We start from the raw sequence: 19,070 nt of genomic DNA, 5'->3' as shown, positions 1-19,070 counted from the left end.
CTATATGATTAATCCACAAGCAGCTCTGAATTTTCGCCGATTAGGCATCATAACCATTTTCGCCGTTTATTTTGTCATTTTAGTAGGTGGGATAGTAAGAGCTTCGGGGGCAGGCATGGGTTGCCCCGACTGGCCGACTTGCTTTGGGCAATGGGTGCCGCCTACTGATGAATCTCAGTTACCCGCTAATTACCATCAGATTTATGCAGAACGCGGTTATGAAAATACCCAGTTTAACCCGGTAAAAACCTGGACCGAGTATACCAACCGCTTGGTCGGAGTGACGATTGGTTTCCTGATTTTTTTGACAGCCTGGTCATCGCGCATCTATCTTAAAACCGACAAAAGCATTTTTTATCTAGCGGTCAGCGTGTTTTTTCTGGTCGGCTTTCAAGGATGGTTAGGCTCGACCGTGGTAGCAAGCAATCTCAAGCCATTAATGATTACCCTACACATGTTGCTGGCCTTATTTATAGTCGCATTACTTATATATACCATTGCCCGTTCGCAACGAGACGTCATTGCCCGGATTGATATTCAAGCGCTGCCGGACAAATTTAAAACCGTGTTAATCGCGGCAATGATCATGACCTTGTTGCAAGTGGCTATGGGGACTCAAGTTAGGGAAGCGGTAGATTTTATTTCTCATAATCACGCTTATATCGAACGCCAATACTGGCGTGACGATTTTCCGGTCATCTTTTACATACACAGATCGTTCTCATCGGTTATTTTATTCACTAACCTATGGCTGGCCTGGAAGATTGTCCGGTCTGTGGATAGAAAAAGCCCGTTACGGCGTATCGCTTTATCCTTGGCTATTCTGGTTGTCACAGCCATCATTGCAGGCATTAGCCTCGATAGATTAGGTATGCCCCCGGTTGCTCAGCCGATTCACTTATTGATGGCTAATCTCATTTTTGGTGTACAGTTTTTTCTTTACTGTTGCTTGAATTATGCCTCGGCACATGCTGATTCATGCATCGCTGTCGATCACGGCTCCAGGCCTGATTCTACCTCTAACAATCTTTGATGCCGTATCTCGGCAATGACAGGAGCTATTGCCGAGGCTGCGGTGCGATAAAAGAGTTTATATTTCTGCTCGGTTCTCTTTGGATGTAGAATGGCGCAAACAAAAACAAATTTCCCGGTTATCAATGACAGCTCAAGTTTCACCTGCAAGTCTAGGTTTTATAAAAGATTCCTTTAAGTATTTTTTATCAAATTCACAGGCTGTTGCACTGGCAATTATTCTGATTGTCAGTTTTTTACTGATTTATTCATTGTCCGATTTGTTAATGCCTGTTTTTGTGTCAATCGTGCTGGCATACCTGTTGGAAGGTTTGATAAGTATGGCTGAAAGCAAGAGGGTACCGCGTTTGCCGGCGGTTTATATGGTATTTTCAGTATTTATGGCTTGTTTGGTTTTTTTATTGTTTTACTTGATACCTATGGTTTCACAACAGGCTGTCGAACTTGTTCAGCAAATTCCGGAGATAGTTAACAGAGCGCAAGCCGGAATCATGCGCTTACCGGAAATGTATCCCAAATTGGTTTCAGAAAGCAAAATCCAACAGGTGATGTTTGCCGTACAGAGGGAATTGTTAACCTATGGGCAAAATGTGTTGTCGTTTTCAGCAGCCTCTGTTGTGAGGCTTGTCAGTGTAATGATTTATTTATTCTTAGTGCCAATGATGGTCTTTTTCTTTTTAAAAGATAAAAAGATGTTAATAACTTGGTTCTTGCAGTTTATGCCTAAAGACAGGCATTTGAGCGTACGTGTTTGGGAAGAGGTCGATGTACAGCTCGGTAATTATGTGCGCGGTAAATTTGGTGAGGTTTTTATTCTCTGGGCGGTCAGTTATGTGACTTATGCAGCGATGGGTTTAAATTACGCGATGCTACTGGCTGTTTTGATGGGGTTACAGGTGATTATTCCCTACGTCGGCGCAACGCTGGTTACTTTTCCGGTTCTGGGCGTTGCTTTTTTTCAGTGGGGATTAGGCGGGGATGAGTTTATGTACATTGTTGTTGCATACTCAATTATTCAGGCGCTGGATGGCGTTGTGTTAGTGCCGATACTATTTTCCGAAGCGGTTAATCTACATGCGGTCGCTATTATCATTGCTATTTTATTTTTTGGCGGGTTATGGGGTTTCTGGGGGGTATTTTTGGCTATTCCATTAGCAACAGTCGTCAAGGCAGTATTGACCGCTTGGCCACGGATCGGCGATAAGGAACCAAATACAAATTATTAAAAGTTGTTTCAGATATTATTTTCTTATCAAGTCATTGGCAATTATTTTGTTTTAATCGGTTTTCTGTTGTTATAACAGCGCAGAAATTAACGAAAATCATCTCTCATTACACTCATAAACCGATTTGTATGAATGTTTTCAGATTATAAGAGATTGTATTTATTGAAATATCAGGTTTCATTTAATAATGGATTTAGTTTTGCGGAACTTACGGGTATTGCAAAATAAATTACATAAGGTAAAAATATAAAAGTCGAGGCGCAATGTTTTAAAACATAGTATCGATAATAAAAATATAAACAATCGAATTAATATGAGGAGAGAATTATGAAAAAATTAGCATTTGTATGTGCAAGCTTGTTACTTCTTTTGAGTACTTCTGTTTTCGCTCAAGGGGATAGTAAAAGCGCGTTAGAACATGCCAACGCAGCGGTAACTCATGGTAAAGCCGGACATACTCCAGTCTTGGTTGAACATGCAAAAGCAGCATTGGAAGATACCCTGGCTGCTTCCATAGCTGCTAAGGGCGTGTCAAAAAATCATTTAGACGCTGGTGCTAAAGAGCTGCAAGAAGCCATTGATCACGGCACAATGGGGCATGTAGGCCAGGCTACTGCACATGCTGAAGCAGCTGTAGAACACATTAAAGCCAGCAGTAAATAATATCGATAAGGTTTGAAGAAAAGAGGCGGGATTATCCCGCCTCTTTTTTAAAGCCGCTAATTACTTTAATGAGATGAAATCCAGCTGCATCATAAGCGGCAGGGTTTTCTGATAATTATCGGAGTGATTGATATGTCTATACATAAGAATCTATTACGATTTTATCCTCATCCTTGCAAAGAAGTTCCCCTTCAAGATTTATATCTTGATCATGATTTACATAAACAGGGCACAACCGGGTCGCCTTGTGTATACGCCAATTTCCTGTCCAGCCTGGATGGGCGTATTGCGTTAGAAGATAGCGCCCAGCGCACCTATATTCCCAAACATATAACAACAGATTCCGACTTTGGCCTGTTCATGGAACTGCATGCACAAGCAGATTGCATTATTACCCATGGCGGCTATATGCGGGCATTGGGTGAAGGACGTCTGGGCAATATATTGCAGGTTAAGGACAAACACCTTGCTGAATGGCGTCGGAACAATGGCCTACAAGCTCAGCCCGCAGTGATCATCGCTAGCGCCAGCCTGGATTTTCCGATCCACAACAGCCTGCATAAACATGCGCAAACCGTTTATATCGCGACAGGAAAAAATGCCGATCCAAACCGTATTCGTTACTGGCAAGACTTAGGCTATCCGATGCTTTTTACAGGCGAAGACCACACGGTTCACGGCGCGCCTTTGATTCATCAATTAAGCGGATTGGGTTACAAATCTATTTATCTTGTTGCCGGACCGCAAATGCTGGACACTGTAATCAGGGAAAAACAGTTATCAAGGTTATACCTTACCATTACCCATCAGTTAATAGGCGGTAAAGATTTTCGTACATTACTGACCGGGTCAACGCTTGGGCCGGAAGGCAACCTGATACTTGAAGCGCAGTATTACGAACAAGACTCGCCGCCCGGATCCGGTCAGTTTTTCATGCAATTCGGCTTGGGGCGACCTAATAACGCAGAACTTGGGGCGACAATTTAAATTTGATTTTAAAAGGGGGCGTAAATGGAACAATGGGTCTGTACAACCTGCGGCTATAACATGGTCGGCGATGCTCCTGATGTCTGCCCCTTTTGCGGAGCCGATCGCGATAAATTTCTCAGCTGGGAAGAGGCCGAAAAAACCTATCGCGTCACAGGCACTTATATTAATGACAGTGTTACCCAATTGGTTTCAGTGCCGAAACTGGGACTGGAACATGCGGCCTATCGGATTGAAACGGAAAATGGGGCTGTCTGGGTTGACTGTCCTTCGGCATTTAACCGCACTCTGGAACCTGTGGGTAAAATATTTTTTACGCACCCGCATTTTATGGGCGCATCCAATCAATACCGCGAGCTCTGGCATGCAAAAGTCTATCTGCACGCTTTAGACGCAGAAAATCCCTTAATCAAATCATTTCCGGTCGATGAACGTTTTACCGATGACTTTGTGATTGACGGGTTGGCGGCGTATCACATAGGTGGTCATACGCCGGGCTATACGCTTTATATTTATCGGGACGTATTGTTTATCTGCGATTACGCATTTCCGCCCGGCCCGAAAATGCGCTTAAACCCATACGGCCCGAAAGCCGAAACTCTACAAAAGGCCGAACGGATATTGACCATTGTTAACCGAAGCCCTTTAGAAACCGTCTGCGGCTATAACTATGTCTGCGATTTTAAAGATTGGCTGGCTGATTTTGAGCGTGCTGTTAAATACTGACGTTACGTATAATAAAAAATATTGTCCACGAAAAGCACAAAAGACACGAAATATAATAACTTTCGTGTCTTTTGTGCTTTTCGTGGACAGTGCTTAATATCAGTTCGTAATGATTTTTTTAACCGATTGCAGGCAATGGGCAAATGATCAAAATCCTTAGCGTTACTGACGTCCGGAAGCTGATACAGATCATTGGTTTGAAGAACTTTTTCAAGCAGATTATCAGCGCGTTAGAGCAAGATTTCGGCCGATGGAACAAGTTTATTTTAGCCCCACGTTATGGCATGTATTTTCCTGACGGCGTCATTGAATTGATGCCCTGCGCAGACCAGCAGCTATATACATTTAAATATGTTAACGGCTATCCCGGTAATCCGCTTAAAGGCAAACTTACCGTTGTCGCTTTAGGCCTGTTAAGCGATGTCGACAACGGCTATCCGCTAATGATCACTGAAATGACCTTGTTAACCGCATTCAGGACAGCGGCAACCGGCGTTTTGGCTGCAAAATATCTCGCCCGTGAAGATGCAAAATCGTTAGCCATTATTGGAACCGGAGCGCAGGCGGAATTTCAGGTATTGGCATTCGCCGCTTTTTTTCAATTGGAAGAAGTCCGCTTTTTCGATACCGATCCGCAGGCTATGGTCAAGTTCTCACGAAATCTGGCAGGGCAAAAGTTCAGGTTAATTCCTTGCAGCAATATCATAGATGCCGTGCGTGATGCCGATATTGTGATAACAGCCACTGCTGCTAAAAAACGGCAGTCTTTGTTTGAAATTGAGGATATTTCACCTGGGACATATATTCATGCGATAGGTGGCGACAGCCCAGGAAAAACTGAACTATCTGTCGAGTTCCTGAACCAGGTTAAGGTGGTGGTCGAATTTAAACCGCAAAGTCTGGTAGAAGGGGAGGTTCAGCAATGTGGAGCCGATCTTATCTATGCCGAATTATGGGAGCTGGTCTGTAACAATAAGCCTGGAAGGCAGGATGACCGCGAGATTACGCTCTTCGATTCAGTCGGCTTTGCTTTGGAAGATTATTCAATACTTCGGGTTGTTTATGAACTGGCGAAACAACATCGATTGGGAACAGAGTCGGCTTTAATACCTGAACTTAACGATCCTAAAGATTTGTTTGGCTTGTTGAGCTCTTAAAATATTGCCTGGATTTAACTCGCAAAGTTCAGCAAATGTAATAATCCCTCTCTGCTTGGTGACACTACCTATTGATTCAAGATATTGATTTCTCTAATCTGCACACACTCAAAAAACCGCATTCGGTAGATTTAGAACTTAAATGGAGAATATCTATGGCTGACCTAGCTAGTAAAACATGTGAAGTATGCAGAGTTGGCGCACCATTGGCTACTCAGGAGGAAATAGACGAATTTATGCAGCAATTACAGGGCTGGGAGCTTGTTGAAATAGACGGCGTCAAGCGCTTACAAAAAAACTTCAAATTTAATAATTTTGAAGATGCCTTATCGTTTACCAACAAAATTGGTGAACTTTGCAAGCAAGAAAACCACCATCCGTCAATTTTAACGGAATGGGGCAAAGTAACAGTGACCTGGTGGTCTCACAAAATAAAAGGGCTGCACGCTAATGATTTTATTATGGCGGCCAAGACCGACGATTTACTGTAACGTTTCTCCATAGAACGCCTCGATAATATCTTTCATTAAGTACAAAGTTTTATTCTTAGAATCTTTTTCCGGATTAAACTCGCTGATTTCCAGGCCGCAGATTTTCGGGTGCCGATTAATCAGTGAAAGCGCTTCGATCAGTTGTTCGGCTTTAATGCCGCCAGGAGCAGGAGTTTCTACACCGGGAGCGTCTTCAGGATCTATAAAATCCAAATCAATGCTGATGCCAATAGCTCGGCAAGACAGACTGAGCTTATCGATGGCTTTAATTAACACTTGGGCAAGCTTATTAATTTGGCTGGCAAAAACGATTTCTACCGCTGCTTGTTTTAATAGATCGTATTCTTCGTCTTCATAGCTCCGAACGCCTATTAGAATCAGGTTTTCCGGTTTGATAAAAGCGGAGCCGGGATACATCGCCGCCAATCTTGTGTCCGCTCTACCAAGCAACGCAGACAGCGGCATGCCATGAATATTACCGGATGGAGATGTTGCAAAGGTATGTGCGTCCATATGGGCATCCAGCCAGATCAGGCCGAATTTACCGGGTTGCTGTAATCCATTCAATACGCCGCTCCAGGTTCCCATCGCACAGGAATGATCGCCGCCAATGACCAGGAAGGGCTGGCTTTGTTCTGTCCATTGTTGGGTAAAACGGCTTATCGATTTGTTAAGCCCGGATAATTTTTCTTCCTTTGACCCGTGATCTTCAGGATGAATCATATGCCATTGGAGATCCAGGCGTTTTTGTTCAGGTTTTTGTCGGGCAAACTCATCGTGCAGCATTTCTGCCGCATAGCCACATAAACGCATTGGCCCGCCCAAACACGACGCTACGCCTAAAGTTTGTAATATAGCCATAATGGGAAATGTAAGTTCTGAGGTTTCCGATAGTCATTATCCATGGTGAAATCGATTCAGCAATGTATTTTTGACGATAGATTCACCGTTAACATTTCGCTCAAGGCCACCCTGTTGTAAGCAATGGTACGGATAGATATAAAGTCAAAAAAATCAATAATAACCACTCAAGCAGGGGAAATCTAACTTAGCTCAACATAAATAGTCAACAATCGCATCGACTCTGATTGCTCATTACGCAGTACATACAGAGGAAAGGGTAGCGTCTCCTTTTTCGTACTTTACCCCTCAACAAAGTCGAAGAAACGTTGAACTTTGTTTTCTGCCTATAAAAATAAAAATCCTTAAAAACAAACCGTTAGGATTATTACAGGCTAAAGTGCAATTTGCTATAGAAGAAAATTTTAAAATGACGGACGAAGAATTTTTACAATCATGAAAAGCTATTTACTCGACACCGATAGGGCCTTAAGGCCGAATGGCGACAGCGTATTCTACCGTATGGAGCCCAATTATTCGGCGCATCGCACAGGCGGTGACTCTTTTTCAATCATAGTCATTGTCGATTTCCAATGAAGATACAGTACCGGTTTTTTTTGGCCTTCCTGTTATCGGCCATCGCTTGGGCAGCGTACGCTAAGGCAAACGAGCCCGATGCCGAACGAATCGCCCATTCCATTCATGTCGTCCAGTTGGAACTTGATGGGGCGATTGGCCCGGCAAGCAGCGACTATGTTGCCCGCTCGCTGGATTATGCGGCCGAGACTAAAGCTTCCCTAATTATTCTGCGCATGGACACGCCCGGCGGACTGGATACGGCCATGCGCGAGATCATCAAAAAGATCATCGCATCGCCGGTTCCGGTCGCGACCTATGTCGCTCCCGGCGGTGCTCGTGCAGCCAGTGCCGGAACTTACATCCTCTATGCCAGCCATGTTGCGGCGATGGCGCCCGGTACCAATCTCGGGGCGGCTACCCCGCTGAAAATGCCGATGCCCGGCAGCCTCAACGAGGAACCATCGAAAGCCAAAGGCAAAACTGAAAATGGCAACCCTGAAAACGCCTCTGTCATGGAGCGGAAGTTGACCAACGATGCCTCCGCTTACATACGAGGGCTGGCCAATCTGAGAGGCCGCAACGCGGAATGGGCGGAAAAGGCGGTCAGGGAATCGGCCAGCCTGTCCGCGGAAGAGGCATTGGCGTTGCACGTTATCGATTTTCTGGCTGGCGATGTCGACGACCTGTTGAAAAAGGTCGACGGTCGTTCAGTAAATGTTTTGGGCCAGACGGTAAAACTGAATCTCGCAGGCGCCCGGATCGAGCCGGTCGAACCCGACTGGCGTAATCGGCTGTTGGCAGCCATCGCGAATCCCAATGTCGCTTACGTGTTGATGTTGCTCGGGATCTATGGATTGGTCCTGGAGTTTTATCACCCCGGCACCGTTGCGCCCGGCACTATCGGCGCAATTTGCCTGTTGTTGGCGCTCTATGCCTTCCAGGCACTATCGGTCAACTACGCCGGTCTGGCCCTGATTCTGCTGGGTCTTGGGCTGATGACTGCCGAAGCCTTCGCACCGAGTTTCGGAATTCTTGGCATCGGTGGCATAACCGCGTTTGTGTTCGGTTCAATCATTCTTATGGATACCGGGATTACAGGGCCGGAGGAAGTGAGTCCGGCTGTGATTGCGGCTTTTGCGATCAGTAGCGCCGTATTATGCATCGTGGTCACACGGCTGTTGCTTAGAGTGCGGAACAAGCCGGCGGTTACGGGACGCGAGCAACTAATCGGCAGCGAAGGAACCGCCATGGAAGACTTTGCCGTTGAAGGGAGAGTCTGGGTTCATAGCGAAGCATGGGCGGCGCATGCCGAACAGCCCGTGCATCATGGGCAAAAGGTCAAGGTAACCGCCGTAAAAGGCCTAACCCTGATTGTCAATACTGTTGACTTAAGCAGTACAAAGCCCTCTCCAGAGGGAGAGGGTTGGGTGAGGGGAAATTCAAATGGAAAAAAGCTTATTTAAATCCCCTCATCCCAGCCTAATCATGCCGGACTGTCCTGTCCGGCACCCTGCGGGCGAGTGCAAATCCGCTCCCGGCGGATTTGTCCCTGAGGGAGAAGGAGAAGGGGCGCGCACGCTCAAGTCAACAGTATTGATTCTTAATCGTCGCCCCATTTCAAAACGACAAAGGAGACTAATCCATGATAATAAATCTGTTTAGCATACTCTTGGCGGTGGTGATCATCCTGCTGATCAGCGGTATCCGAATCATGCGTGAATATGAGCGGGCGGTGGTGTTTTTTTTAGGCCGATTCTACCAAGTCAAAGGCCCCGGCTTGATCTTCATCATCCCGATCGTTCAGCAAATGGTGAAAGTGGATTTGCGTACCATCGTTATGGATGTTCCCACTCAAGATGTCATTTCGCGGGACAATGTATCGGTCAAAGTCAGCGCAATCGTCTTTTTTCGGGTGATCGAGCCGGAAAAGGCGGTGATTCAGGTTGAGCACTATTATGAGGCGACCAGCCAGATGGCGCAAACAACGCTGCGCTCGGTGTTGGGACAGCACGAGTTGGACGAAATGCTGGCTGCACGGGATAAGCTCAATGCAGACATCCAAACCATTTTGGATCAGCAGACCGAATCCTGGGGAATCAAGGTTTCCAATGTAGAGATCAAACAGATGGATTTGAATGAGACCATGATCCGGGCTATCGCTCGACAGGCCGAAGCCGAGCGGGAACGCCGCGCCAAGGTGATTCATGCTGAAGGTGAATTGCAGGCATCTCAGAAATTGGTAGAGGCCGCGCAAACTCTCGCGCAGTCGCCAAGCGCCATTCAATTGCGCTACTTGCAAACGCTTACGGAGATTGCCGGAGACAAATCCAATACCATCGTTTTTCCATTGCCGATGGAACTGCTTGGACCATTGGGTGTTGGCGCTAAAAGGAGCGTCACATGATGAATAAACAGCAAAACAGCACAGATAAAGTTGAATTGGACACTGGCGATGCCTTATTAATCAGCGATATCCAAAATGATTTTCTGCCCGGCGGCAGTCTGGCCGTGCAGGAGGGGGATCGAATCATACCCGTCTTGAATGGCTATATCGATCAATTCAGCAATCGTCAATTGCCTGTATTTGCAACTCGCGACTGGCATCCGGCTAAGCATTGCTCTTTTATCCGGCAAGGCGGCCCTTGGCCGGAACACTGCATCGCCGGTACCAAAGGCGCGGAATTCTCAGCCGATTTGCATCTCCCTATCTCTGCTTACATTATTTCCAAAGGCACGGATGTTGAACGGGAAGGCTATTCAAGTTTCTCAAACCGGACCTTCAAGCAGCAACTGGATAATGCGGGTATCCGCCGTTTATTCATCGGCGGACTTGCTACCGATTATTGCGTTTTAAATACGGTTCGCGATGGACTGAACTACCATTACACAGTATTTTTATTGATAGATGCGATACGCGCCGTTAACGTTCGGCGGCAAGATGGCGAAGACGCAATAAACGAAATGATCGAAAAGGGCGCAATACCTATTACCTTGCGCATGATCGGATAATGCCGAACAGCGTCTTGCTTACCGACCTCTACCAGCTAACCATGCTTCAAAGCTATTACGAACAGAGCATGGAGGAACTCGCCGTATTCGAGTTTTTTGTCAGAAAATTGCCTGAAAACCGGGGCTATCTGGTTACGGCAGGTCTGGCCCAGGTTTTAACTTATCTGGAACAATTGCAATTTTCTTCGGATGAAATTGAATGGCTGACAAGCACCGGGCGATTCAAACCGTCAACGCTTGACCGGCTTGCGACATTAAAATTTACCGGCGATGTTCATGCGATGCCTGAAGGCACAGTGTTTTTCGCGAATGAGCCGATATTGCGCATTACCGCGCCGCTGCCCGAAGCGCAATTGATCGAAAGCAGGATCATCAATCTACTGCATTTCCAAACTTTGATTGCTTCCAAAGCCGCGCGCTCGGTACTTATCGCTCCTGACAAACTGCTGGTCGATTTCGGCATGCGCCGGGCGCACGGCAGTGAAGCCGCGCTGTTGGCGGCCCGGGCCAGTTATCTCGCGGGGTTCACCGGTTCGGCGACGGTGGCGGCCGGGATGTGTTTCGGTATCCCCATTTATGGCACGATGGCGCATTCTTTTATCCAAGCTTACCCTAGCGAAAGCCAGGCCTTTGCCGATTTTGCCAAGGTCAATCCCGATAATGTTGTGTTTTTGATCGACACTTACGATACCGAAGCCGGTGCGCAAAAAGTAGTCGATCTGGCGGCCGCTTTGCATGCGCAAGGTGTAAAAATCAAAGGTGTTCGCCTGGACAGCGGCGATTTGGCCGATCATGCCCGGAAAGTCAGGACAATTCTTGACCGTGGCGGCCTTAACGATGCAACCATCTTTGCCAGCGGCAATATCGATGAACATAAACTTGTAGAATTGATGGCTCAACAAGCCCCGATTGATGGCTTCGGCATCGGCACTCGCATGGATACCTCAGTCGATGCTCCTTATCTCGACTGCGCCTATAAATTGCAGGAATATGCCGGCATTGCCCGGCGCAAGCGCTCGGAAGGAAAAGCAACCTGGCCCGGACGTAAACAGGTTTATCGTAACTACAGTGAGGATGGTATGATGTCCGGCGATACCGTAACCGTTGAAAATGCGCCTTGTGCAGGCCAACCGTTATTGCAATCGGTTATGCAAAGCGGAAAGACTGTAGCCGAGCAGCCTACGCTGATTGAGGCCAGGGAATATACTCGACGCCAATTAAACGGTTTACCCATGTCATTGCGTCAATTGGGCAATACCCCGGAATACCCGGTGATAATTTCTGCCGAACTGCAAGCGCTGGCCAAAACAGTGGATCAACGAAACACAGGCTGAAAGCCCTTATGGTGTTTTGAGATCAGGTTCAAAATCAGTTGTAAAACCCTGAACTTGATCTGACAGTTTCAAAATACTTGTTTGGATTGAACCTGACACTGACGTTCTCAGTTCGGCCAAAAAAGAGACGAACAGGTATTGGTTGTTAACGACAAGTAAGAGTCACTAGGCGGATGTTTAACGTGGAGCTAACCGGGCGGGGCCCGGAAAGCTAAAAAATAGAACCGCATTATAACCGCCGCTCCGGTTGAGCGCCATGTTAGGCCGTGCGTGATTGCAAGACCTGTCCCGTTTTTTCCGTTTTCTTACTGAATAAGTCCTTCCTCAAGCTCATAGCACAATCCCAATCCTGCTTCAGTTGACAGGCCCTCCAATGATAATAAAGTGAATGTAAAATTATGTAAGTACAAATATTTAAGCCTATTCTCCTCTTATGGAAATGATATTATTTATAAGTCAAGGCTGACATTAGCCAACCCAACCCACTAATGTTAATACCCTTTATGTATAGGCTTAATTTATGAAGCAAACGACAATTAACACCATTGGCATCATCGGGGCAGGCATTTCCGGCGTCGGTGCGGCCAGATTATTAAGCCAAGGCGGATTCGACTGTGAAGTCTTCGAACAAGGCGAGCGCGTCGGCGGCGTATGGGCAGCCGGTTATCACACTTTTGGGTTGCAGACCCCTAAGTCATTATACGAAATCCCCGATTATCCGATTCCGGACAATTATCCGCGCGTTCCCAGCGGCGAGGAAATGCAAGCCTATTTCGAGAACTATGCCAAAGACACTGGCGTGTACGACAAAATCCGCTTCAAAACCGTTATTGATCGTCTGGAGCAGCAACAAGACGGCCGATGGCTCATGCAGGTGACTGATAAAACCACAGGCGCATCGACTCATAAAATATTCGACTTTGTCGTGGTGGCGTCCGGGCTTTATTTCGATCCCTATATCCCCGAATTTCCGGGACAGGACAAATTCAAGGGCGAAATCATTCATTCGGAAGAATACGTTAGCCCAACGATGGTTATTGGACGCAAAGCTGTGGTGGTGGGTTTTGGCAAAAGCGCCTTGGATGTGGCCAGTGAGGTAGCCAAATTCGCCAAACGCATCGATTTGATTTACCGTAAGGCCCATTGGCCCATTCCGCTGGACATACTGGATATCCTGGATGTCCGCCGAATTTGCCTGACCCGCTTTTTTAGCGGTTTTCTGCCGCTATATCAACGTCCCAACCAATGGTCCAAGCTTCTGCATGAACGCTTTCCCTGGCTGGTATCCGGGGTTTGGCGCTTTTTCGAAAGTCTCGTTAAATTTCAGTTTTCCCTCAAGGCCTGCGATGCGGTACCCGATGAACAGATAGAAATCGATATATTCAATCTGGATTTCTTGCCGCGGAAGCAAGTCTATGCGCTGATGCGGGAAGGCCGCATCAACAACCGGCGCACCACGATCAAATCGTTCACCGAAAAAGGCGTGACGCTTGAGAGCGGCGAACACCTCGATTGCGATATCGTGATTTTCGGGACGGGATACAAATCCAAGTACACCTTTCTGCCGGATGCCTTCAAAACCACTCAGGAAGATGATGGCAACTATCTTTACCGGCATATCATTCATCCGGAGTTGTCCAATATGGCATTCATTGGTCGGGCTGCAACGTTTTCCAATTCACTGACCTCGCATCTTGCGAGCGTCTGGCTGGTCAACCTGCTCAAAGGCAAGTTTCATTTGCCTGATCGCGCAACGATGCAGGCAGAAATCGAAGCCATAAAAAGCTGGAAGCGCAGTTTCATGCCGGCTATTTCCAGCCGAGCCACTGTGATCAAACTGCACATGTGGAACTATCACGACGAGCTGCTGCAAGATGCGGGCATCAATCCCTACCGCAAAAAGAACCGTTTTTCGGAATGGTTTGCCCATTACGGTCCGGCCGATTATCGAGAGGTTTTATCCGGAATCGATCGTTCTTAAAGCAGCTCTGAATAAGTTGATTCCGTTCGTCTGTCCCTATCCATAGACCCCTTAAGCCACACCCTCGCCAGGAAAATATACTACGGATTCTGAACAAGGGTGTCACCTACAAAATACAATGGTAGACCCCGTTTTTCTGCTGACCCCATTTTTCTTTAACCCCGTTTTTTCTTAGGGAATAATAGTTCCTTGATCCGCACCGCCGGCATTAATCGGTTGTTTATTGCCGGACTTGTCAATGCTGACAAAAGTGATATTGGTTTCAAAAACATGGGCAACGCAGCCGGTGTCGCGATCTTCGCAGGAAACCTTGACATTATAAGTCGCCGACGTGTTGCCGAGCTTGATCAATTTCGATTCAAACTTCAGGATGGAGCCGAGGTTGATGCTCTGTTTGAATACCACATTGTCCAGCCCAATCGTGACAAATTCATGACCGGGAAACTGGAGATTGGCTGCGATATAGCCAATTTCGTCGATCCACTGCAACAGATTGCCGCCGAATAAATAACCGTAATGATTTAAATGTTGGGGTAAAACCAGTTTATAGTGATCCATCGGATGTCTCCTCGTTGATCAGTATTAAGGTTTAATACTTGAAAAATCGTTGCCTTTAAGAGCTTGGTGACAATAAGGCATCCAGTTTCTTTTGCTGGTCCAGCGCATACAGTTCGTCAAAACCGCCGGACATGGTAATCTCCGATATAGATTTGTGGTACCGTCCTGCGGTTCGTTTTGCGCATCATTTCTTCCCTTAAGCCGGGTTCGGAATCCACATTGATTTCTGTATAGTGAACGCCTTTTTTGTCCAGCAGGCGCTTAGCGATCATACAATAAGGGCAAATATTGGTAGTGTAAATTTGTATTTCCGGCATATTTTATTAAAGGTCGCTAAATAATTAGGGCCGGGCATTTTATCGGTTAATCCGTTTTTGTTCACTGCCGAGCCTTGTCCAATGAGACATGAGCCTGAGCGAACTGCTGTATTTCCAAGGTGAGATGAGCCTAAAAGCGCGAAAGTTGAGATCATGGAGGCATGATCGTGACTTTACATACTCAAGGACTAAAAACGCTGGCACAAGTGCAAACCTTTGTTTCCAGTAACGAAGCCATTTCGTTTACGCTGACGGACCGGATCGCCGCTTACGGCTGGATGACCGATACGCTTAAGCAGCCCCGTAGATCGGGCAACATCTTTTCGTTGCCCGACATTTTGATGTGTGTAAATGTCGGGCATAAACAGCTTGCCCGGCCTACGTGACTCATTATTGCGCGGCAAATTGGCGAGCCTTTGCCATCAACTGATCCGCCGTGACCGGGCGGAAAGCGCCCATGGGATAGCCAGCCGCCTCCAGAGCGCGTGACACCCAGCCATTGCAGGTGTTGTAAATGTGAAATTCTCCTCGGGCGGGATAAAAAAGGCTGTTAAGGCCATACCCTGGCCCGATCGGTCTCGCTTTCGTTTCTCCGTTTCTGGCAAAGCTTTGATGGATGTAATCCACAAGCCTGGCGAAGACGTCTGGCGCCAGCTCAAGCCGGATGGATTCGTAGCCGGCAAACCGGTCTGCGACGGAACCTTTGACTCCAACCACATGAAGCACGCTGGCAGTGGACCAGAAGGCGGCTTTCAAGGCCAGCCAAAGACCGGGGTCATCCGCCTGATAATAATCCCGGTCACCCCAGCCCAGTTCCAGATAATCTGCATCGGGAAAATCCCTACTTTCCGGCCAGAGTCTTGAGGGGATGTCTGCTTTTCTGACGACTAAGCCGGTGTGCTTGCCGTGGTTGATCAAATAGATCGAGGCAAGAGACTCATTCCTAGCGGAACCAGCTGAAAAAGAAGGCGTCTTCGTGGACCCCGTACAGGCGGAGCATAGCAGCAAGCAAAACAGAAGCGCCGCGAATGGATTCATCGCACCAAAAAATCCGCGACAGACTGTAAGCGCCGGCGGAGGATCGTCGAGTCGAGGTCCATCAATGGATGGGCGAACTCGGGAGATTTCAGCACCCGACCGCCTCGCTGTGCCAAGACCTGAGATAACTCCTCTATGTCTTCCGGCGGCACCACCCGATCTTTCAAGCCGATGATAAGCATGAGCTTGGCACCGTCTTGCGGAAGGTTGCGCACCGGGTCGTAATTTTCGGGACAGCCCAGACCAGAAATCCGACTAGGGGGCGAGTCCAATACCAGCGCGTCATACTCCTCGCTTGGACCGATGGCATTGGTCAGGATAACGCCGCCCATTGACATGCCATAGAGATAGCGTCGGCCATAGCCTTGGGCATTAAGGGCGGCGACGATCTCCCGATAATCGGATACGATGGCCTTGAGACGGCTCTTGCCCTCGGAAAGTCCGTAGCCGCGGTAGTCGTACACGTAGACATCGAGCCCATAACCTTGGAAGAATGTCAGCACGCCCATGATCTGGTCAGCCAGCACGGCATTTCCCTGAGCCACCAACAGATAACCTTGGGGATTGTCGGCGCGAAGCTTATAGCCGCCCAGCTCGCGGCCATCGCGGGTGGTAAACGACAGCCGCTCGATGTTTCGTATCGACCGGATGCGGCTTGCATCGAGCGCACCGGCGACCTGCCGGAATTGCCAAAAAGCCAACGGTTCACGCACGATACCGCAGACACTGTCTTCCAGATCGGATACCGGATGATTCGCATGGGCCATAGCGCAAGCCTCGATAGAAAGAACCATCACCAGTGCAAACCGGCGAATGCCTGAAACGCCGGCAATAACGGTGCGATTCATGTAGGGATACAATTTTTGCTCATGTGACCTCGCCGTTGAAATCTCAAAAAAGCAGTGTTGCATGAGTGTTGCCCAGGCAGAGCTAATCAGGCCGCGTCCCGTATCATTCGCCCTTTGAAGATTCAAAGGATAAACCAAACCTTTTGACACGCCAAACACTATTTGCGCTCAGAATCCAAGTGCTTCGAGGAAGATAGCAGGGCAATCGCGCTATACGAAAAGTTAACGCCGTTAGTTCCCTTTCCCTTCGGGAGAGGGAGAGATCGCTCACTACCGACATAGCGCGATTGCGCTGAGGAAGATGGGATCTGGTCTTGACATCACGCATACGGCACTTTAATGAGGTCAATGTGGAGCGCGGTTATAACTACGGTTTCATTCTTCAGCTTTTCGGGCTGTGCCAGGTTAGCCTTTGCTTTATTTGGGTTGAGTTCACAGCTAAGAATTAGGTGAAATTGGAACGGGGGTGAAAGGCCAAAACCGGCCCAGACTGTGTCAAAACGTGGTGTTTGATATAATAGCCGCCAATATATTGATGGAGCCAGCGGATGAAACGATTCATTGAAGGCGAATGCCGTACACAAACCACGCTATTGCCGGAAAGCATTGACGACTATATCAGTGATACCAATCCCGTGCGTATTGTTGATGTGTTTGTTGATGAACTTGATTTAGGCCAGTTAGGATTTGAAGGTGTAGAACCTGCGGTCACCGGAAGACCCGCTTATCATCCCGCCATTCTCCTGAAAATTTACATCTACGGTTACCTGAACCGCATCCAATCCAGCCGGAGACTTGAGAAAGAGACGCAACGAAATGTCGAACTGATGTGGCTTGTTGGCCGGTTGACACCTGACTTCAAGACCATCGCCAACTTCCGTAAAGACAACGGTAAAGCGATTCGAAGCGTTTGCCGTCAGTTTATCGTGCTGTGTCAACAACTGGGTTTATTCTCAGAAGCTTTAGTTGCCATCGATGGCAGCAAATTCAAGGCAGTCAATAATCGAGATCGAAATTTCACTAGCGCCAAGTTGCAGCGGCGGATGGAAGAAATCGAGTCGAGCATCAATCGGTATCTCACCGCTCTCGACACAGCCGACCGGCAAGAGCCCACTGTCGCTAAGGCCAAGTCCGAACGCCTGCAAGATAAGATTGCCGCCCTAAAAGAGCAGATGAAAGCCCTTAAGGACATCGAAGTCCAGCTCAATAAGACACCCGAAAAATAAATTTCCCTGACTGATCCGGATGCCCGTTCGATGAAAACTCGTGGCACAGGTATTGTGGGCTACAATGTTCAGACCGCAGTCGATACGAAGCATCACTTGATTGTCGCCCACGAGGTAACCAAAGTCGGTATTGACCGAGATCAGCTGACTTCGATGGCTAAGCGGGCACGCACGGCAATGGCTGTTCAAGATCTCACGGTTATTGCCGATCGGGGTTATTTCAAGAGCGAAGAAATTCTCGCCTGCCATGAAGCCGGTATCACCGCCTTGGTTCCCAAATGCAAAACCTCTGGAGCCAAGGCGGCTGGAAGATTTGATAAGGCCGATTTTATTTACGATACCAACACCAACGAATATGTATGCCCTGCGGGACAGCGTCTGATTTGGCGATTTGCCAGGGTTGAACACGGGTTAAAATTGAGTCGCTACTATAGTTCACATTGCCAACAATGCCAGATCAAGACCAAGTGCACGCCAAGCCCCTATCGACGTGTTAGTCGATGGGAACATGAAGACGTTCTTGAGGCCATGCAAACTCGTTTGGATAACGCTCCAGATAGCATGAGAATACGCCGTCAGACGGTTGAGCATCCCTTTGTTGCGCTCAAAGCCTGGATGGGCGCAACCCATTTCCTGACCAGGCAATTGAAAAATGTCAGCACGGAAATGAGCCTGCATGTGCTGGCGTATAATATGAAACGAGTCATGAATATAATGGGGACCGCTGCCATGATGGAGGCAATAAGAGCATAAAACCCCTTACATCACACTGATAATTAATTTCGGAATTCACCCCATTTGAGGAGACCGATCAGGAATTATCACGAACACGCTTTAAAAAAGCGGGATGCTGAAAACGACGGAATTTCTTTCTGCGTTTTGACACAGTCTGGGCTAAAACCGGACAGTTAGTGAAAGGTCTGTAAACCTTATGAATATATAAAAACAGCCTATTTTTCAAGTTAGTATTATAGGTAACATTACATATTGTGTATTCAGTTCGAAATACATACTGTTAATACATGAGAGGGGAGATTGATTAGCAATTTTTGACTTGA

General features: G+C 47.5%; 18 protein-coding genes and 2 pseudogenes. 15 read left to right on the top strand and 5 right to left on the bottom strand.

The genetic code is table 11. The annotated features are described in order from the left end of the window. The first annotated feature begins 4 nt into the window (after positions 1-4). The 7 genes from EPO18_RS18745 (at position 5) to EPO18_RS18715 (ending at position 6,282) form a co-directional block, all read left to right on the top strand. Positions 5-1,033 carry a COX15/CtaA family protein gene (locus EPO18_RS18745; RefSeq protein ID WP_292436043.1) on the top strand — a complete coding sequence of 343 codons (1,029 nt, stop codon included), beginning with the start codon at positions 5-7 and terminating at the stop codon, positions 1,031-1,033. Between the two features lie 124 nt (positions 1,034-1,157). Then, complete coding sequence (locus EPO18_RS18740) at positions 1,158-2,258, top strand: AI-2E family transporter (protein ID WP_292436040.1); 1,101 nt, start codon at positions 1,158-1,160, stop codon at positions 2,256-2,258. Between the two features lie 327 nt (positions 2,259-2,585). After that, positions 2,586-2,921 carry a small metal-binding protein SmbP gene (gene smbP / locus EPO18_RS18735; RefSeq protein WP_292436038.1) on the top strand — a complete coding sequence of 112 codons (336 nt, stop codon included), beginning with the start codon at positions 2,586-2,588 and terminating at the stop codon, positions 2,919-2,921. 132 nt (positions 2,922-3,053) lie between these two features. Continuing rightward, positions 3,054-3,908 carry a RibD family protein gene (locus EPO18_RS18730; RefSeq protein WP_292436035.1) on the top strand — a complete coding sequence of 285 codons (855 nt, stop codon included), beginning with the start codon at positions 3,054-3,056 and terminating at the stop codon, positions 3,906-3,908. A 24-nt stretch (positions 3,909-3,932) separates the two neighbouring features. Continuing rightward, a complete protein-coding gene (locus EPO18_RS18725; RefSeq protein WP_292436033.1) occupies positions 3,933-4,634 on the top strand; it encodes a rubredoxin-like domain-containing protein in 702 nt (233 codons plus the stop codon). 143 nt (positions 4,635-4,777) lie between these two features. Further along, entirely contained in the window at positions 4,778-5,791 is a 1,014-nt protein-coding gene (locus EPO18_RS18720) for an ornithine cyclodeaminase (protein WP_292436031.1), read from the top strand. Positions 5,792-5,862: 71 nt separating this feature from the next. Then, a complete protein-coding gene (locus tag EPO18_RS18715) occupies positions 5,863-6,282 on the top strand; it encodes a 4a-hydroxytetrahydrobiopterin dehydratase (protein WP_292436028.1) in 420 nt (139 codons plus the stop codon). Here the strand turns inward: EPO18_RS18715 and EPO18_RS18710 are convergent. Next, positions 6,274-7,143, bottom strand: a complete 870-nt coding sequence (locus EPO18_RS18710; protein WP_292436026.1) for an arginase — start codon at positions 7,141-7,143, stop codon at positions 6,274-6,276. The two genes, EPO18_RS18715 and EPO18_RS18710, sit on opposite strands and share 9 nt — an antisense overlap. A 435-nt stretch (positions 7,144-7,578) precedes the next feature. On the opposite strand from EPO18_RS18710, the gene EPO18_RS18705 reads away from it, so the two are divergent. The 6 genes from EPO18_RS18705 (at position 7,579) to EPO18_RS18680 (ending at position 14,025) form a co-directional block, all read left to right on the top strand. Next, positions 7,579-7,719, top strand: coding sequence for a hypothetical protein (locus EPO18_RS18705; RefSeq protein ID WP_292436024.1), 141 nt, complete (start codon positions 7,579-7,581; stop codon positions 7,717-7,719). Then, entirely contained in the window at positions 7,716-9,164 is a 1,449-nt protein-coding gene (locus EPO18_RS18700) for an NfeD family protein (protein WP_292436021.1), read from the top strand. Before EPO18_RS18705 ends, EPO18_RS18700 begins: the two co-directional genes overlap by 4 nt. Positions 9,165-9,343: 179 nt before the next feature. Then, positions 9,344-10,105, top strand: a complete 762-nt coding sequence (locus tag EPO18_RS18695) for a slipin family protein (protein WP_292436017.1) — start codon at positions 9,344-9,346, stop codon at positions 10,103-10,105. Continuing rightward, positions 10,102-10,710 (top strand): isochorismatase family protein, encoded by a 609-nt coding sequence (locus EPO18_RS18690; protein ID WP_363331527.1) that lies wholly within the window; start codon positions 10,102-10,104, stop codon positions 10,708-10,710. The genes EPO18_RS18695 and EPO18_RS18690 overlap by 4 nt, the downstream gene beginning before the upstream one ends. After that, a complete protein-coding gene (locus tag EPO18_RS18685; RefSeq protein ID WP_292436016.1) occupies positions 10,710-12,044 on the top strand; it encodes a nicotinate phosphoribosyltransferase in 1,335 nt (444 codons plus the stop codon). The genes EPO18_RS18690 and EPO18_RS18685 overlap by 1 nt, the downstream gene beginning before the upstream one ends. Positions 12,045-12,564: 520 nt before the next feature. Next, positions 12,565-14,025, top strand: coding sequence for a flavin-containing monooxygenase (locus EPO18_RS18680; RefSeq protein WP_292436015.1), 1,461 nt, complete (start codon positions 12,565-12,567; stop codon positions 14,023-14,025). A 171-nt stretch (positions 14,026-14,196) separates the two neighbouring features. On the opposite strand, the gene EPO18_RS18675 is transcribed toward EPO18_RS18680, so the two are convergent. Together EPO18_RS18675 and grxC are read right to left on the bottom strand one after the other, a co-directional pair. Next, positions 14,197-14,583 carry an acyl-CoA thioesterase gene (locus EPO18_RS18675; RefSeq protein ID WP_292436014.1) on the bottom strand — a complete coding sequence of 129 codons (387 nt, stop codon included), beginning with the start codon at positions 14,581-14,583 and terminating at the stop codon, positions 14,197-14,199. A 55-nt stretch (positions 14,584-14,638) separates the two neighbouring features. Next, a pseudogene (gene grxC / locus EPO18_RS18670) lies at positions 14,639-14,900 on the bottom strand (glutaredoxin 3). A 167-nt stretch (positions 14,901-15,067) separates the two neighbouring features. Here grxC and EPO18_RS18665 point away from each other — a divergent pair. After that, on the top strand, positions 15,068-15,286 hold the full coding sequence (locus EPO18_RS18665) for a hypothetical protein (RefSeq protein ID WP_292436012.1): 219 nt from the start codon (positions 15,068-15,070) through the stop codon (positions 15,284-15,286). A gap of 4 nt (positions 15,287-15,290) precedes the next feature. Here the strand turns inward: EPO18_RS18665 and EPO18_RS18660 are convergent, their stop codons facing one another. Continuing rightward, positions 15,291-15,938 (bottom strand): DUF2459 domain-containing protein, encoded by a 648-nt coding sequence (locus tag EPO18_RS18660; RefSeq protein ID WP_292436011.1) that lies wholly within the window; start codon positions 15,936-15,938, stop codon positions 15,291-15,293. After that, positions 15,935-16,786 carry an alpha/beta hydrolase gene (locus EPO18_RS18655; protein WP_292436010.1) on the bottom strand — a complete coding sequence of 284 codons (852 nt, stop codon included), beginning with the start codon at positions 16,784-16,786 and terminating at the stop codon, positions 15,935-15,937. The genes EPO18_RS18660 and EPO18_RS18655 overlap by 4 nt, the downstream gene beginning before the upstream one ends. Before the next feature lie 548 nt (positions 16,787-17,334). On the opposite strand from EPO18_RS18655, the pseudogene EPO18_RS18650 reads away from it, so the two are divergent. After that, positions 17,335-18,765 (top strand): annotated as a pseudogene (locus tag EPO18_RS18650) (IS1182 family transposase). Positions 18,766-19,070 lie beyond the last annotated feature (305 nt).

It is taken from the genome of Methylobacter sp. (genome assembly GCF_004322395.1).
In the GTDB taxonomy this organism is placed as follows: Bacteria; Pseudomonadota; Gammaproteobacteria; order Methylococcales; family Methylomonadaceae; genus Methylobacter_A.
Note: the sequence above shows the minus strand (reverse complement) of the source record. Positions and strands in the feature narration are given on the sequence as shown.

Bases quoted from the DNA above. Each gene is read 5' to 3' on its own strand.
- EPO18_RS18745 (WP_292436043.1), top strand. From the start codon at position 5: ATGATTAATCCACAAGCAGCTCTGAATTTTCGCCGATTAGGCATCATA.
- EPO18_RS18740 (WP_292436040.1), top strand. From the start codon at position 1,158: ATGACAGCTCAAGTTTCACCTGCAAGTCTAGGTTTTATAAAAGATTCC.
- smbP (WP_292436038.1), top strand. From the start codon at position 2,586: ATGAAAAAATTAGCATTTGTATGTGCAAGCTTGTTACTTCTTTTGAGT.
- EPO18_RS18730 (WP_292436035.1), top strand. From the start codon at position 3,054: ATGTCTATACATAAGAATCTATTACGATTTTATCCTCATCCTTGCAAA.
- EPO18_RS18725 (WP_292436033.1), top strand. From the start codon at position 3,933: ATGGAACAATGGGTCTGTACAACCTGCGGCTATAACATGGTCGGCGAT.
- EPO18_RS18720 (WP_292436031.1), top strand. From the start codon at position 4,778: ATGATCAAAATCCTTAGCGTTACTGACGTCCGGAAGCTGATACAGATC.
- EPO18_RS18710 (WP_292436026.1), bottom strand. From the start codon at position 7,143: ATGGCTATATTACAAACTTTAGGCGTAGCGTCGTGTTTGGGCGGGCCA.
- EPO18_RS18705 (WP_292436024.1), top strand. From the start codon at position 7,579: ATGAAAAGCTATTTACTCGACACCGATAGGGCCTTAAGGCCGAATGGC.
- EPO18_RS18700 (WP_292436021.1), top strand. From the start codon at position 7,716: ATGAAGATACAGTACCGGTTTTTTTTGGCCTTCCTGTTATCGGCCATC.
- EPO18_RS18695 (WP_292436017.1), top strand. From the start codon at position 9,344: ATGATAATAAATCTGTTTAGCATACTCTTGGCGGTGGTGATCATCCTG.
- EPO18_RS18690 (WP_363331527.1), top strand. From the start codon at position 10,102: ATGATGAATAAACAGCAAAACAGCACAGATAAAGTTGAATTGGACACT.
- EPO18_RS18685 (WP_292436016.1), top strand. From the start codon at position 10,710: ATGCCGAACAGCGTCTTGCTTACCGACCTCTACCAGCTAACCATGCTT.
- EPO18_RS18680 (WP_292436015.1), top strand. From the start codon at position 12,565: ATGAAGCAAACGACAATTAACACCATTGGCATCATCGGGGCAGGCATT.
- EPO18_RS18675 (WP_292436014.1), bottom strand. From the start codon at position 14,583: ATGGATCACTATAAACTGGTTTTACCCCAACATTTAAATCATTACGGT.
- EPO18_RS18660 (WP_292436011.1), bottom strand. From the start codon at position 15,938: ATGAATCCATTCGCGGCGCTTCTGTTTTGCTTGCTGCTATGCTCCGCC.
- EPO18_RS18655 (WP_292436010.1), bottom strand. From the start codon at position 16,786: ATGAATCGCACCGTTATTGCCGGCGTTTCAGGCATTCGCCGGTTTGCA.